At 58.7% G+C, this 14,399-nt stretch carries 17 protein-coding genes; 10 read left to right on the top strand and 7 right to left on the bottom strand.

Annotated features, from left to right (window positions below; translation table 11 throughout):
• The first annotated feature begins 53 nt into the window (after window positions 1–53).
• Complete coding sequence (gene hypA / locus GFS31_RS11845; RefSeq protein ID WP_198805024.1) at window positions 54–419, top strand: hydrogenase maturation nickel metallochaperone HypA; 366 nt, start codon at window positions 54–56, stop codon at window positions 417–419.
• Between the two features lie 9 nt (window positions 420–428).
• On the opposite strand, the gene cysS is transcribed toward hypA, so the two are convergent.
• The 5 genes from cysS to GFS31_RS11870 all read right to left on the bottom strand — a co-directional run bounded on the left by cysS (window position 429) and on the right by GFS31_RS11870 (window position 4,411).
• Window positions 429–1,907, bottom strand: a complete 1,479-nt coding sequence (cysS, locus tag GFS31_RS11850) for a cysteine--tRNA ligase (RefSeq protein WP_198805025.1) — start codon at window positions 1,905–1,907, stop codon at window positions 429–431.
• A gap of 232 nt (window positions 1,908–2,139) precedes the next feature.
• Window positions 2,140–2,976: a Tab2/Atab2 family RNA-binding protein gene (locus GFS31_RS11855; RefSeq protein ID WP_198805026.1), complete on the bottom strand. Its 837-nt coding sequence runs from the start codon at window positions 2,974–2,976 to the stop codon at window positions 2,140–2,142.
• A 19-nt stretch (window positions 2,977–2,995) separates the two neighbouring features.
• Window positions 2,996–3,277 carry a hypothetical protein gene (locus GFS31_RS11860; protein ID WP_198805027.1) on the bottom strand — a complete coding sequence of 94 codons (282 nt, stop codon included), beginning with the start codon at window positions 3,275–3,277 and terminating at the stop codon, window positions 2,996–2,998.
• A 57-nt stretch (window positions 3,278–3,334) separates the two neighbouring features.
• Window positions 3,335–3,976 (bottom strand): hypothetical protein, encoded by a 642-nt coding sequence (locus GFS31_RS11865; RefSeq protein ID WP_198805028.1) that lies wholly within the window; start codon window positions 3,974–3,976, stop codon window positions 3,335–3,337.
• Window positions 3,977–4,063: 87 nt separating this feature from the next.
• Window positions 4,064–4,411 (bottom strand): hypothetical protein, encoded by a 348-nt coding sequence (locus GFS31_RS11870; protein WP_198805029.1) that lies wholly within the window; start codon window positions 4,409–4,411, stop codon window positions 4,064–4,066.
• A 386-nt stretch (window positions 4,412–4,797) separates the two neighbouring features.
• Between GFS31_RS11870 and GFS31_RS11875 the strand changes: the two genes are divergently transcribed.
• From GFS31_RS11875 to GFS31_RS11885, 3 genes are all read left to right on the top strand, one after another.
• Complete coding sequence (locus tag GFS31_RS11875; protein WP_198805030.1) at window positions 4,798–6,000, top strand: D-Ala-D-Ala carboxypeptidase family metallohydrolase; 1,203 nt, start codon at window positions 4,798–4,800, stop codon at window positions 5,998–6,000.
• Window positions 6,001–6,017: 17 nt separating this feature from the next.
• A complete protein-coding gene (locus GFS31_RS11880) occupies window positions 6,018–6,803 on the top strand; it encodes an RDD family protein (RefSeq protein WP_198805031.1) in 786 nt (261 codons plus the stop codon).
• 213 nt (window positions 6,804–7,016) lie between these two features.
• Window positions 7,017–7,352, top strand: a complete 336-nt coding sequence (locus GFS31_RS11885) for a hypothetical protein (protein ID WP_198805032.1) — start codon at window positions 7,017–7,019, stop codon at window positions 7,350–7,352.
• Window positions 7,353–7,487: 135 nt separating this feature from the next.
• Here the strand turns inward: GFS31_RS11885 and hypB are convergent, their stop codons facing one another.
• A complete protein-coding gene (gene hypB, locus GFS31_RS11890) occupies window positions 7,488–8,192 on the bottom strand; it encodes a hydrogenase nickel incorporation protein HypB (protein ID WP_198805033.1) in 705 nt (234 codons plus the stop codon).
• A gap of 370 nt (window positions 8,193–8,562) precedes the next feature.
• Between hypB and GFS31_RS11895 the strand changes: the two genes are divergently transcribed.
• From GFS31_RS11895 to GFS31_RS11915, 5 genes are all read left to right on the top strand, one after another.
• Complete coding sequence (locus GFS31_RS11895; protein WP_198805034.1) at window positions 8,563–9,153, top strand: LemA family protein; 591 nt, start codon at window positions 8,563–8,565, stop codon at window positions 9,151–9,153.
• Between the two features lie 157 nt (window positions 9,154–9,310).
• The gene (locus tag GFS31_RS11900; protein ID WP_198805035.1) at window positions 9,311–11,302 is read left to right on the top strand and encodes a M48 family metallopeptidase; all 1,992 of its coding nucleotides are present in this window, start codon (window positions 9,311–9,313) and stop codon (window positions 11,300–11,302) included.
• Window positions 11,303–11,453: 151 nt separating this feature from the next.
• The gene (locus GFS31_RS11905; protein WP_198805036.1) at window positions 11,454–12,335 is read left to right on the top strand and encodes a 4-hydroxybenzoate solanesyltransferase; all 882 of its coding nucleotides are present in this window, start codon (window positions 11,454–11,456) and stop codon (window positions 12,333–12,335) included.
• A 59-nt stretch (window positions 12,336–12,394) separates the two neighbouring features.
• Window positions 12,395–12,751, top strand: coding sequence for a rhodanese-like domain-containing protein (locus tag GFS31_RS11910; RefSeq protein ID WP_198805037.1), 357 nt, complete (start codon window positions 12,395–12,397; stop codon window positions 12,749–12,751).
• A gap of 12 nt (window positions 12,752–12,763) precedes the next feature.
• Window positions 12,764–13,228: a hypothetical protein gene (locus GFS31_RS11915; RefSeq protein ID WP_198805038.1), complete on the top strand. Its 465-nt coding sequence runs from the start codon at window positions 12,764–12,766 to the stop codon at window positions 13,226–13,228.
• Window positions 13,229–13,230: 2 nt separating this feature from the next.
• On the opposite strand, the gene GFS31_RS11920 is transcribed toward GFS31_RS11915, so the two are convergent.
• A complete protein-coding gene (locus tag GFS31_RS11920) occupies window positions 13,231–13,635 on the bottom strand; it encodes an NIL domain-containing protein (RefSeq protein ID WP_198805039.1) in 405 nt (134 codons plus the stop codon).
• A gap of 77 nt (window positions 13,636–13,712) precedes the next feature.
• Between GFS31_RS11920 and GFS31_RS11925 the strand changes: the two genes are divergently transcribed.
• Window positions 13,713–14,279 carry a thioredoxin family protein gene (locus GFS31_RS11925; protein ID WP_198805040.1) on the top strand — a complete coding sequence of 189 codons (567 nt, stop codon included), beginning with the start codon at window positions 13,713–13,715 and terminating at the stop codon, window positions 14,277–14,279.
• Window positions 14,280–14,399 lie beyond the last annotated feature (120 nt).

Consider the following 14,399-nt stretch of genomic DNA (forward strand, 5'->3'; position numbering starts at 1 on the left):
ACCTAAGAACTCATAAACTCTTCATCCCTACTCGCTGTTCTCGCGTCCCCAAAATGCACGAAACTGACATGACCAAAGCCCTCATCCTAACGGTGCGGGATTGGTGGGAAGCCCAGCCCGGACAGCCCGCCATCGAAAAAGTGCACCTGACGGTAGGGAAGTTTACCTGTGTGGAACCCGTGGGTCTGCAATTTGCCTTTGACGTACAAACCAAGGGCACCTTTTTGGATGGGGCCGAACTGGTGATTCGCGAAACACCGCTGATTGCCTTTTGTCACCCCTGCCAGCATGAATATCAGCCCGAAATTGGCTTGCAATACGCCTGCCCCACTTGCCATGCCCCGATGGAAGATATTCGCTCTGGCCGAGAACTCAAGATTGACCGGGTAGAATACGCCGACCAAGCCTTGACCCCCTAGACTTTGAGCCTAGCGGTGCCATTCGGTGATGCCGCCCGGTTTGTCAATCAGGGTGATGCCCTGGGCTTGCAGCAGGTCACGAATGCGGTCTCCCTCGGCAAAGTTTTTGGCGGCGCGGGCCTCTTTCCGTTGGGTCAGCAGGGCTTCAACCTCGTCGTCGGAAAGTCCGCCTGTAGACACTTTGGGAGTTTCAGGACTTGCTTCTAAGCCGAGGACGTGGGCGAGGTTGACTAGGGTTTGCCAGTGCTGAAGCAGGGTGGCGGCATCCGTATCGGCTTGGCCCGTGTGGGTGATTAGGTTGCCTGCCCGCCGCAGTTCCTTGGCCAGATCAAACAGCACCGCCAGTCCCCCAGCGGTGTTGAGGTCGTCATCCATGGCCGATTGGAAGGCTTGGACGGGGGCGGATTCTCGGTCAATCGTGCCGCCGGATTCTGAGGAAGATGCCGGGGATTCCGGGTCAATTTCCCAGCCCAGCTTTTCCCCGAATTGGAAGCCGAACCGCAGCCCCTCTTGCAGGGTGTGCCAGCTATTTTGGGCGGCGGCGATGGATTCGTCCGTGAAGTCCACGGGCTTGCGATAATTGCCCTGCAACAAAAACAGCCGCAGGGCCATGGGGTCGGGGGCGTTGGGAGAATCTAGCAATCCGCGAATGGTGGTGAAGTTGCCCAGGGACTTAGACATTTTCTCGCCGCCCACGTTCACCATGCCGTTGTGCATCCACACGCTGGATAGGGGATGCCCGGTGGCCGCTTCAGATTGGGCAATCTCGTTTTCGTGGTGGGGAAAAATCAGGTCGCTGCCGCCCATGTGGATGTCGATGCTGTCGCCAAAGCGGTCGCGAATCATGGCCGAGCATTCGATGTGCCAGCCCGGACGCCCCGGCCCCCAGGGGGATTCCCAAAAGGGTTCGCCTTCCTTCGCGCCTTTCCACAGGGCAAAGTCGAAGGGGTCTTGCTTGATGGTCTCCTCGGCGCTGACCCGACCGCTGGCCCCCGCCTGCATGTCCTCCAGCTTGCGGCCAGAGAGCTTGCCGTAGCCGTCAAATTTCCGCACGGCGTAGTACACATCGCCATTGGCCGGGTAGGCGTAGCCCTTTTGTTCCAGTTCGCTGATCAACCGCTGGATGCCGTCGAGGGTGCGGGTGGCGTAGGTGTAGTCGTCGGCTTCCAGGACGTTTAGCCGCGCCATGTCTTCAAAATAGGCCGCTGTGTAGCGCTCGGCCACGGTTTTCATATCCGATCCTTCATCCTTGGCCCGATTGAGGATTTTATCGTCAATATCGGTGAAATTTTGGACATAGTGAACCTCATAGCCCCGCCAGGTCAGGTAGCGGCGCAGGGTATCCCACACCACATAGCAGCGGGCATGACCGAGGTGGGAATAGTCGTAGACCGTGACCCCGCAGCAGTACATCTTCACTCGTCCCGGCTCTAGGGGGTGCAGGGGTTCCTTGCGGCGGGTCAGGGTGTTGTACAGAACAGGAGTCATGGGATGCGGGGATAGCAACTTGGGAGAGGGGCTGGGGGTGAGGGCAAAACAGCGACTTAGGGGGCATTCGCGAAACAATGCACCACCAATCCAAAGCCATGCACCGCTAATCCGCAACTATACCCCGTAGACAAACCCAACCCAGATCGATTCAACACTGAAAAGGGGCCAGGCGCAACGCGCCCCCATCATTCCCCCCACGATTCCCCGTGAGAATCAACAAGCCTGGGCCTCAACCCCGCAGCAGCCACAGCCCGGTATAGGTCATGCCCGAATCATCGGGACGCACCAGCAAGAAATGGAGCCCCTGACTGGCGGCTTTGCGCTGTTCAAACTGCTGACCCGCCTGGGCCATGTCGCTATCGGCAAAGGTGGTCATCACCCAGCGGTCGCACAGTCCAGCATCGAGGATCAGCCCGTCGGGGTCTCCGGCCATGTAGCGCAAGGTGGCCGGATTCACCGACTGCACCCACTGGGCCAAGGCCATCGCCTGCCGTCCGCCGTCAATCACAATTCCCGGTAGCGGCGTGGTGCTGGCCAATCCAAGGGAGGAAGGCAACCATTCTGGCGGCAACTGAGCGATGGGAATCGGTTCGTGGGGAAAGGTGCGCTCAAAATCCCCCGCCGCCAGGGTGACAAAGCCCCAGCGATCTCCCCACAAATTTTCCGCCAGAGGCAAGGGCGGCGGCGACTCAAGGTGCAGCGGGTCGTAGACTGTCCCAGTAAAGTTCCCCAGGGTGGGATAAATCTCGGCTTTTTGGCGCAACCACTGGTGCAGGGCTGGGGTGTAGCGAGTGGGGATTGTAGTCAACCCTAGATTTTTAGCGGCTAGGGTCAACAACGACAACGCCTGGGGCCGAAACACCTGAATCTTTTCTGGGACATGCCCCGCCTGATCGATGGCTGCCTGAAGTTGAGCCGTCACCCAATCGGCACTCACTTCGGCCTGGGTTGTTTGGGCCTCATGGCGAAAGCCCAGATCGGCATCGCAGGCCAACCATTCCCACAGCGGCTCATTCTGGGCATTGGTGAGGGGAGGACGGTGGAGATCCAACTGCCAAACGGTCATGGGGGTATGCAAAAAACAGCTAGGGGGCAGATTGTTCGGGAACACCAATCAGGTTGAAGTGATTCATCACCAATACCACTCCGGCGGCAGTGACGGCACCGATAATCAGGCCCGTGCCCAGCAAGATTAGGAAGGCTCGCCGAATATCGCGCTTCATGCCGGGACTGAGGGTGTCGGTGACGGGCATTGGGGCTGGAGACTGGGGATCTTGGGGCAGGCGATCCGCCAGGGGCAGCAAATCCGGGGGGGTAGATCCATTGGTGGATGGGCCGGACTCTGAGGCAAAGGGGGACTCACTCATGGGAAAGAGGGGGGCTAAGGGCAGGGAAAAGCGTTCTCGCGTGGCACTTTCGTGGCGCTATTCATGGCGCTGTTGGTGGGGGTGATCCCGTCCAGCAACCGACTCCATGGCGGCGAGGACAGCTTGTTGGGCGGCGAGAATGTCGCGTTCTTCGCCACCGAGGTAAAGGCGACCAAAGCTACCCACGGAGCTAATTTGCAGAATGTTGATCAGGGCGGCCTTCTCGGCTTCGTTGGCCGCTAGGGAGGCGTAGGCGGCGGGCTCTACCTCAAACACATAGAGGGTTTGGCCTGCCACAATCATGTTGCCTCGACGGTTGCGGTTGATGAGCTGCACATGGTGGGGATCGAGGTTACGAATCACCTGGCTAGAGATAATCCGAGGTTTCAGTCGTTCGCGGTAGCTCACCCCTAGGGCATCCAGCATGGCTTGGCCAGCGGCGTGAACTTCCCCCTGTTTGTTAGCGTGGATTTCTAGCAGCCCGTAGAGCCGTTCTACAATCAGCGTTCCAGGGCGCACCACCGCCGCCTTCAGGCCAATGTCGAGGATTCGGTTGATTTCAATGCCGGGGGAAATTTCAACCCAGAGGGAAGCATCCCCTGGTAGCGGCAAAAAACCCAGGGACACCGTGCCCATGTAGGCGGCGTGCTGGGGTTGAAGATTATCTATATATACGTAACTACGAAGATCGACGCCCAAAGGTCTAGAGTCCGACGTGCTGCACTGGGTATAGAGTATAAACCTTGCCTAGGGCCAGAACCGAAGTCGGATAGATAAAACCTGGGGTTAAAACTGGGTGCCAAAGCCGATGGAGGTGTCGCCCATGGTGCTGTATAGGGTGAGCCCTAGGGGCAGATTGAGGTTGCCGTCCTTATCTAGAAAATTTCCTAGAAGCGGAAGCTGCTGGAAGTCGATCACCATCGGCAAGGTGTCATCCGCCGTATTCATCTGGTGCTGGATATGGTCGGCAAGACGGTTGAGGTGGTGGGCATCCTGGGAGGCTGGCGGCAGCGTTTCCAGCATCGATACAGAGGTTTGCGCTTCTAGGGAATAACTGGCCCTGGCGGGGAGAGCACCGCTACTGAGGCCAACCATTGCCAGCGCCACGAGCCAAGGAGAAATAGCGTTCATCATCTAACCAGGGGGTAATCAGCGGGGACACAACGAACATCGACAACCGATGGATTTAGGAACGACCAAGGTAGGGGCAGGTTTGGGCTTGCCTTGGAATGGGTGTAGGCCACCACAAGCGTCACCACGGCACCCCTGCCAAACTGTACTTACCTATAACCCAGGAGTCCTGAGCGCTCAAACAAACGTTGTAAGTGTTTACGCATAGGGGCATTTTGAAACAATGGCTTCAGCTTCACATCCCCCATAGTGGTGAGGCGGTGGCATACCCTAGGGCAGAATGTGTCAATGCTCTAGAATTTGGGCATAACTATAGGCAGACTGCCACAGGTTTGCCGTCCGTAAGCGGTGACTCTGGATTAGCCACGTACCAAGGGTAGGGCGATGTTATGTACCTAAAAACCAAGCAAGAGACCTACTTCAAAAAACGTCTGGCTCCGGCGGATCAGTTGCCGGAAGCAGAGAAGGTGAGTGTTCCAGCGGGGCAAACCCTAGATATCCAGTACTACGTGGACTTGGGCGACCATTGGCAGGTGGTGTTGGCCCAGCCCAGCCTCGATGCCGACACGCTGATTTGGCTGGTCTACGAACCGGACGTGGAAATTCAGACCTCGGTGCAGCTCACGGTGATTAGCGACACCCTATTCAAGCAAGCGCCCACCCTCTCCAGTCAGCTTGCTGAGGCCCAAAAAGTCTTTGTAAAAACGGGCACCCAATACAATTTGCTGGGCTATCTGCCTGCCCTGGGGAATCATTTCAAAATCACCCTAGCAGGGGCTAACCTAGGGCCAGAGCAGCGCCATACCTGGTACGTCTATCAGCCCGACGTGAAAATCTCCGGCAGCCGCCAAGAACTGCGCGTCATCAGCGATACCCTGCTCAAGGCCCAGCCCCAGCTTTCCGCCGAACTCAGCGAGGCCGATCAGGTATTTACCAAAAAAGGCACCGTGTTCTGGCTCAATTCCTACGGCAGCGTAGAGCGCAACCACATCAAAGTGGCCCTGGAGGGGGCGGGGCTAGGGCCACAGCAGCGCAACACCTGGTACGCCTACGTCCCCGATGTGGAAATTAACGGCAACGAACCCAACAATCGGCCCCAGGATCACAGCCCGGTGAAGCAAGCGGCCACCCCCAAGGATCCCGGCATGGCCATGCGCTTCCCCGGATTTAGCGCCATCTACTACACCAACCACCCCATCCTCTGGAAGACCGCCAGCGGCAATCCCGGTAACTTTACCTGGGGCGAGGCCACCCACAACGGCACCCGCCTTCCCGAAAGCGCCCAGGTGGTCTACGGCATCGTTCGCATTGCCCAGGCTATGGAGGAGATTCGCGCCATCTACGGCAACCGCCCGATTACGGTGAACTCCTGGTATCGGCCCAGGGCTATCAATGCTGCCGTGGGTGGGGCCAGCCAGTCCCGCCACCTCCAGGGCGATGCGGTGGACTTCAACGTTTCCGGCATCCACCCCCACGATGTCTACAAACGCCTAGATGACTGGTGGGGCAACCGGGGAGGACTCGCCAGCGCCACCAGTTTCACCCACATCGATACCCGTGGCCATCGTGCCCGCTGGGCCTATGGTTTCTAGGAATGTAGGGTTGACCCATGGGCCTGTTTAGAACCGTCACCATCCGCACCCCAGAAAGCATTGAGCTGGAATTTGTGCTGGCGGGCATTGGCAGCCGCGCTGTGGCCCTCGTGGTGGACTATCTCTGCCTGGGGCTGGGGCTGTTTACCCTATCGGTGCTGTACAGCATTGTGCTGATCCAACTCCTCAGTTTAGAGCCCATCTTTAACACCGCCACCGCCACCATCCAGCTTTGGGTAACGGCCATTTTTCTGGTGCTGCTGTTTGCCCTGTATATCGGCTACTTTGTGCTGTTTGAAACCCTCTGGTTTGGCCAAAGTCCGGGCAAGCGCTACACCAAAATTCGCGTCATCCGCGACGACGGACAACCGGAACGCATCGCCCAAGCCACCCTGAGATCCCTCCTGCGTCCAGTGGACGACATCCTGTTTCTGGGCTTCTTCTGCATCCTCCTCACCCCCCAGGAAAAACGGATCGGCGACTGGCTGGCGGGCACCCTAGTCGTGCAGGTAGACCCCAACACCAGCGGCCAAATCACCATCCCCGAACGATCCCAGGCCATCGGGAAAGACCTGATCACCCTGGCGGATCTGGGCAAGCTCAGTCCCGATGATCTCGCTACGATTCGAGACTTTCTGCAACGTCGCACGACCCTCAGCCCCAAGGCCAAAAACCAGGTCAGCGACCAACTGGCCCGTCGCTATCGGGATCAGATTGGTCTAGAACGCTTGCCCACGGAGATGACGGCGAATACGTTTTTGGAGGCGCTGTATTGGGCGTATCAGGAGGGGAGTGGGGGGTAGGGAATGGAGAATGGGGAATGGGGAATGGGGAATGGGGGGACGGAATGGAGAGTAGGAAGTCGGAAGGGGGGTGTGGAGTCTTATGGGTTTCTGACTTTTGGCGAGTATTGTATTAAGCAGTCTTGACTATCCGCTTGTCTGAGGATAAGTTAAGCCCGAAGTTGATATAAATCAGCCCCCTTTTATTCAATTTGCCCCAACAAGGAGACAATCATGGGTTTTTTAGGTAAGCTTTTCGGCAAAAAAGAAGAGGAAAAAGCCGCTAAAGCTGGCAAGGTAAACGTGGCTGCTGCCGCTACCAGTGCTGGCATCCCCCCCGAAAAAGTGGGTCTCGATGGCCTGTTTGACGAAAGCGGGCTGGCCAAGCGTGTGGCTTTGGCATTGGATGAAGCCAACATCTCTGACAACGTGGGGCTGTGGGTGGCCCAAACGGGTTCCACCGTCGTCCTGAAGTACAACCCCGATGCGGCTGGCGTTCTGGAACAGGCTAAAAAAGTGGCCATGGGCGTCAGCGGGGCCACCGCCGTTACCGCTCAACCTAACAGCTAATTAGAGGACACAGCCTACCCTCGCTAGCCCCAAAGCTGATAGCCAAGCCCAGGAGCCCACCGCTCTTGGGCTTGGTTGTGTCTATCTGGGCCATGAATGCAGATAGGGAGCCCGTGCCATGCGCCAGAGGTGAACCTAACGCTGGAGGGGCTGTGCCAAGGCCGAAGATTGAGCCTGACAGCGGTGGCGCACCCAACTAAACCAGGCTTCTAGGCCCTCCCCAGTTTTGGCGGAAACCGGAAGGATGGCCGCATGGGGGTTCATCTGGCGGACGTTGGCCGTAATGCGCTCTAGGCTGATGTCTAGGTAGGGGGCCAAGTCCATTTTGGTCAGCAGCAGACAGTCGGCCTCCTGGAACATGATGGGGTATTTCAGGGGTTTGTCTTCCCCTTCGGTAATGCTGAGCAGGGCCACCTTGGCGTGTTCGCCCACCTCAAATTCGGCGGGGCAGACGAGGTTGCCCACGTTTTCCACCAGCACGAGGTCAAACTGGGTGGGGTCGTAGGTGTGGGAAAAGGTGTGGATCCCCCCGGCCACCATTTGGGCATCGAGATGGCAGGATCGCCCGGTGTTGATGGCGATCACGGGAATGCCATACTGACGCAGGCGGTCGGCATCGAGTTCGGTGGTCATGTCCCCTTCAATCACGGCCATTCTGAGGTCGTGGTGCAGTCCGGCGAGGGTGCGCTCCAGCAGGGCGGTTTTTCCGGCACCGGGGCTGCTCATTAGGTTGAAGCAGGTGATGCCCCACTCGTCAAAGTGGGCACGGTTGTGGTCGGCTCCGGTTTGGTTTGCGTGGAGTAGGTCAATCCCGAGGGCGGCGTCAAAGGTTTGGTGCATGGGCTGATGTGGCAATAAGGAAATTGCGATGAAGGGTTCGCGATGACCTCCTAGGCGGTGAAAAATCATCGCGATACAGCCCACTGTAGGGCAGGACGAGGGTTCTCGTCAGGCAGAAAAGACGGGGCTTGGTGTGGAGTGTCCTAACGTTTCTCCTCCCCGCCAAGCCCTGGCCAATGTCCTGGGCGAAGATAGCCAGGTCGTGGGACACCAGCTTTGGGGGACATCCGCTTTGCGGGACGTAAACTTTTTCGACGTTCTGCTCGATACCCTCGACCCTCTCTGTACCGAGAAAATATGATGGGGCTGGATGGACGTTTAGGTCGTTAAGGTCAGATCAGGCGCGACAGTCAATCAGGAGATCGAATCCATGGGCTTCATGATTATAGTGCTGGTGTTGCTGCTGGCGGGCGGGTTTATGATCGCCAACCTGTACAACCAGTTGGTAACGAAGCGCAACCGCTACAAAAATGCCTACGCCCAAATTGATGTGCAGCTCCAGCGCCGCTACGACCTCATCCCTAACCTGGTGGAGAGCGTTAAGGGCTATATGGCCCACGAACAGGGTACCCTCACAGCCGTGATCAATGCCCGGAACTCTGCTCTTACAGCCAGTCGGGCGGCGTCCCAAGCTCCGGGCGATCCCCAGGCGATGCAGCAGTTGGCGGCGGCGGAGGGAGCCCTCACCGGAAGCCTCGGTAAGCTGTTTGCCCTATCGGAAAGCTATCCCGACCTCAAGGCGAACCAAAACATGGGTCAACTGATGGAGGAACTGTCCTCCACAGAAAACCGCATTTCCTTTGCCCGTCAGGCGTTTAACGATGCCGTCACCTTCTACAACACCACCCGCGAAACCTTCCCCAGCAACCTGATCGCCAGTTCCTTTAACTTTGGCCCAGCGGAACTCCTGGAGGAAGTGGCCCCAGAGGTGCGCGAGGTGCCACGGGTGTCCTTCAGCTAGGGAAATTGGCCTCAGAATTGGGCTCAGCCCATGTCTGGAGCCCGGTTGTCATAGGGCATGGTTTCCTCGATGGTGGGCGGTTCCCATCCTACGGTTTCTACGGTTTCGGTAATGCAGATCTGGTGGGGAATGGCCTTCCCCATACTGTTGGGGCACCATGAATTTTTTTGAGCAGCAAGACCAAGCCCGTCGCAACACCACCTACCTTGTGTTCCTGTTTGGGTTGGCGGTGGTGCTGATGATTTTGGCGTTTTATGCCATAGCGGTGGTGACGCTGGTGGGAAATACCAACGGCACCCTGGCCTGGTGGCGGCCAGATTTGCTGGTGCTGATTGCCCTGGCCACCCTGCTGGTGATTGGGGCAGGCAGTGCCACAAAGATGGTGGCTCTCCGGGAGGGTGGGGCGGGCTTAGCCCGAAGTCTGGGCGGGCGGGAAGTAACCCCCCAAACCAATGATCCGGGCGAATTGCGGCTGCTGAACGTGGTGGCAGAAATGGCCCTGGCGTCGGGAACGCCCATCCCAGCGGTGTATCTGTTGGATCATGAATCCAGCATCAATGCCTTTGCCGCCGGATTTTCCCCCGAAACAGCGGTGATTGGCGTCACGAAGGGCTGTCTAGACCAACTCAGCCGCGACGAATTGCAGGGGGTGATCGGCCACGAATTTAGCCACATCGTCAACGGCGATATGGGCCTCAACCTTAAGCTGATTGGGCTGTTGCAGGGGCTCTTGTTAATCCACATCCTGGGCCGATTGATTTTGCGCTATGGCAACTTTGGCTCCGGTCGCCGCAGCGGCAATAGCGACAATAAGGGGATGGCCATCCTCTTTGTTGCCGCCCTGGCCATGGCCATCATTGGCAGCATTGGGCTGCTCTGTGGACGGTTGATTAAAAGTGCCGTGTCGCGCCAGCGGGAATTCTTGGCCGATGCCTCGGCGGTGCAGTTTACCCGCAACCCCGATGGCCTCGCGGGAGCCCTGACCAAGCTGGGGCAACTTTCCGGCGGCTCCAAAATTATGGCTCCCACCGCCGAGGAAGCCAGCCACCTGTTTTTTGGCGAAGCCCTGCCCGGTGTGGCCATGTTCGGCAGTTGGTTTGCCACCCATCCTCCCCTCCAAGACCGCATCCGTCGCCTGGGGAAGGTGCCCAATTTTGCCCAAAACTTTGCCCAAAGCGCAGTTTATAACCATCCCTCCACCCTGGCAGAGGGGTTAGTGGTGGGGTTGACCAACGAAGCCCCCGCTGCGGCCTCCTCCTACGCCCAGGGCCGATCATCTGTGCCACCCTCCCAGATTCCGACCTCCCAGATTCCGACCTCCCAGATTCCGACCTCCCAGATTCCGACCTCGCCCCAAGCCTTTATGGCCACCATTGGCACCATCGACAGTCGCCGTTTGGCCCAGGTGCAAGACTTTCTGAAAGATCTCGACCCCGCCCTCAAAGCGGCCCTACAACAGCCCGAAGGCGCTAGGGAAGTGGTATTCACCCTACTGTTGGATAGCCAAGCGACGGTGCAAACCCAGCAGACCCAGGTCATTGCCACCACCTATGGGGAAGACAGCGCCCAGCGGATGATGGATCATCGCCCAGCGGTGCAGGGCATGGACAGCCGCCAAACCCTGCCCCTGCTGGAGCTTACCGTACCCGCCCTGCGCCAACTGAGCACCGAGGATAAGAAAACCTTTTTCGGCACCCTGCAAGCGTTGATTAAGGCCGACGGTCGCCTATCGCTGTCGGAGTATGTACTTCAGCTCATTCTGCGGAAACGGCTAACCGAGGCCACCGCCAAGCCCGAAGTCACCAGCCTCGATGCCCTCTGGGCCGATGCCGTCACCCTGCTCAGCCTCCTGGCCAAACTGGGTCATCCCAAACCGGAAGACGCCTTTTATGCCCTCAAAACGGGCCTGTATCAACTCCCCGGTGCCAAAAAACAAACCCTTCCCACCGCGCTGCCCGCCGCCAAGATTACCGACCTCAATAAAAGCCTCGCCACCCTAGAACAGGCCACCCCCAAGCTGAAGCAAGCCATTGTGGATGCCTGCGCCCACACCGTCCTAGCCGACAGCACCGTTACTCCCCAGGAGGCAGAACTGCTGCGGGCCGTGGTGATGGTGTTGGATTGCCCTGCGCCCCCCTTCCTCACCTAGTCTGGTCGGTGGCCATCGAAAGGGGCAAGCGGTGGTGATTTTCTCCAGGGGCAAACGGCCCTAGAATTAAGTAGCGTCGGGTAACGTTTGAGCCGTTACCCTCGCCCATGAGCCTCACCCCTTGCCCTCCCGACCCCGTTCTCCTGAACCTATGGCCAGTTCTCCATCTCCCTCTGCTCCGTCCACGGTGGGGGCTATCCTGCGTCTGCTGCGGTGGGATAAGCCCACGGGTCGGCTGATTTTGATGATCCCAGCCCTGTGGTCGGTGTTTTTGGCGGCGGCGGGGCAACCGCCTTGGCCCTTGGTGGGGGTGATTGTGCTGGGCACCCTGGCCACCAGCGCGGCGGGGTGCGTGGTCAATGACCTCTGGGATCGCAATATCGATCCCCAGGTGCAGCGCACGAAAAAGCGGCCCCTAGCCTCCCGTGAGCTATCAGTAGCAGTGGCCGTCGTGGTGCTGGCGGTGTCGCTGCTCTGCGCCTATGGGCTGTCGCTGTACCTGAATTCCCTGAGCTTCTGGCTCTGTGTGCTGGCGGTGCCGTTTATTTTGCTCTACCCAGCGGCGAAGCGGGTGTTTCCGGTGCCGCAACTGGTGCTGTCTCTCGCCTGGGGCTTTGCGGTGCTGATTCCCTGGGCGGCGGTAACGGGTGCCCTGCAACTCCCGGCCTGGATTTTGTGGCTGGCGGTGGTGCTGTGGACGCTGGGCTTTGATACCGTCTACGCCATCCCCGACCGGGAGGATGATCGACGGATTGGCGTTAATTCGGCGGCACTGTTTTTTGGCGACTATACCCCTAAAGTGGTGAGCCTGTGCTTTTTTGGCACCTGGTTTCTGCTGGTGTGGTTGGGGGCCATTCTCTTCCTGGCTTGGCCCTACTGGGTGAGCTTAGCCATCGCCCTGCTGCTGTGGTCGCGCCAGTCCTACCTACTCAGCCGCTACAACCCTCCCCCCCGACTCTACGGCAAAATTTTTCGCCAGAATGTGCAGCTAGGCTTTATGGTGCTGTTGGGAATGATTTTTGGAAGTTTATAGGCCAGCCAGGGATAGCTCTCCATTAATCCGCTGTTTTTCTTTGTTCCTTCTCCTTCACTATGGCGATGTCACCTGAACCCCCTCCCTTCCAGGCCATGTCGGTGGAAACCCTGGCCCAGCGGCTGGCAGCGGGGGATGACCTGCAACTGATTGACGTGCGCGAACCCGACGAACTGGCCCTCGCCAGCCTGCCCAGATTTGTAAACCTGCCCCTCAGCCAGTTTGGGGTTTGGGGCGATACCATCCACAGCCAGCTCGAAGCTGATAAGGAAACCGCCGTCCTCTGCCACCACGGAATGCGATCCGCCCAGATGTGCGCGTGGCTAGCCCAGCAGGGGTTCACCAACCTCCACAACATCAGCGGCGGCATTGATGCCTACTCCACCGTGGTAGACCGATCCGTCCCTCGCTATTAACGCCTTGCATCCATGACCCCCACCCCCGACGACACCCCCACGCTGCCCCAAGGCCCCGGCTTTGGGCTTACCTTTCTCTACTACTTTGTGGGCACCGCCCTCGTCACCACGCTGATGGCCACCCAAACCCTGGGGATCGGCCTAGAAACGGGCCAGCCCAATCAGTTTGGGCTCCTGTTTGGGGTGATCGGTGGCCTCGTGGGGGCCAGCCTTAACCGCAGTAGCACCCTCGCCCTCACCTGCCCCAACCAAAAAACCTTCAGGAAACAGCTCACCAACATCCTGGCCGACATGGGCTACAGCGAAGTCTCGGATGCCCGCGACGACGGCATTCTGGTTTACCAACGCACGGGGCTATCGGGCCGTTTTTCCGGCAAAATCTACGTGCTGATCGAGGGAAAAACCGCAAACTTGAGCAGCCGCACCAGCCACCTCCGCCGCCTCCGCCAACAGCTTGAAAAAGCTGGGATTCGTTAGGGCTACAAATTTGTGGAAATAGCCTGCACCGGGCAGGTGGGGATGCACTGCTCACACACAATGCAGCGGCTGCGGTTGAACACCAGCTTAAAACTGGTGGGATCGAGGGTGAGGGCACGGGTGGGGCAAACCCCGGTACACAGACCGCAATGGACGCACAGATCCTCATTAATCACAATCTCGCCGCTGGCCACCGACACCTGAATATCCTGGGCCTCCAGCCAGTCGATGCCGTCGTTGAGTTGGTCGATATCCCCCGACAGTTCCACCACCAGCGTGCCCACCTGGTTGGGGGCCACCTGGGCGCGGATGATGTTGGCGGCAATATTGAAATCCTTGGCCAGCCGATAGGTGATCGGCATATGAATCGACCGCTTGGGGAAGGTGAGTTTAACCCGTTTTTTCATGGCTGGTAGACTAAATAAGGGCGCGGCCTTGCGGCTGCTACCGTCTTCACTGTACCGCTAGTTTCTCTCAGATTCCCATGGCCGCAAACGTTCCTTCCTCTGGCAATACCCTGCGTAACCTGGTCGTTGCCCTAGCGGCGATTCTGCTCACCGTTGCCGTTTTCTTTGGGCTGCGAACCCAGTCGGCTACCCCTTCCCTCGCCACCCTGGCCAAAACCGCCACCCCCTACGAACTAGCCCAAACCAACGGCAAGCCCACCCTGCTAGAGTTCTACGCCGATTGGTGTACCAGTTGTCAGGCCATGGCCCCAGAAATGGCCGACCTGCGCCAAACCTACGGCGACCGGGTGAATTTCGTCATGCTCAACATCGACAACGACAAATGGCTCCCAGAAATGCTGGAATACCGGGTCGATGGCATCCCCCACTTCGTCTACTTTGACCAAGGCAGCACCCCCATCGCCACCGCCATTGGCGAACAGCCCCGCTCCATCCTGGCCGATAACCTGGATGCCCTGATTGCCTCGGCCCCCTTGCCCCATGCCCAAACCCTAGGCCGCGCCTCGGAAATTGCCACCGATCCCCTCAATCGCCGTGCCGTTATTGATGATCCCCGCGCCCACGGTAGCCAAGTGGTGAACTAATCCGTAGCTCCCCTCTCCCTACTTGGGAGAGGGGTTGGGGGTGAGGGTCAAACCACCGCCCACCCCGATCAGCACCGGACTATCAAGTGATCCCCCTATCCTAACGGCCTCGAAATAGCC

This window comes from Leptolyngbya sp. BL0902 (assembly GCF_016403105.1).
Classification (GTDB): Bacteria; Cyanobacteriota; Cyanobacteriia; order Phormidesmidales; family Phormidesmidaceae; genus Nodosilinea.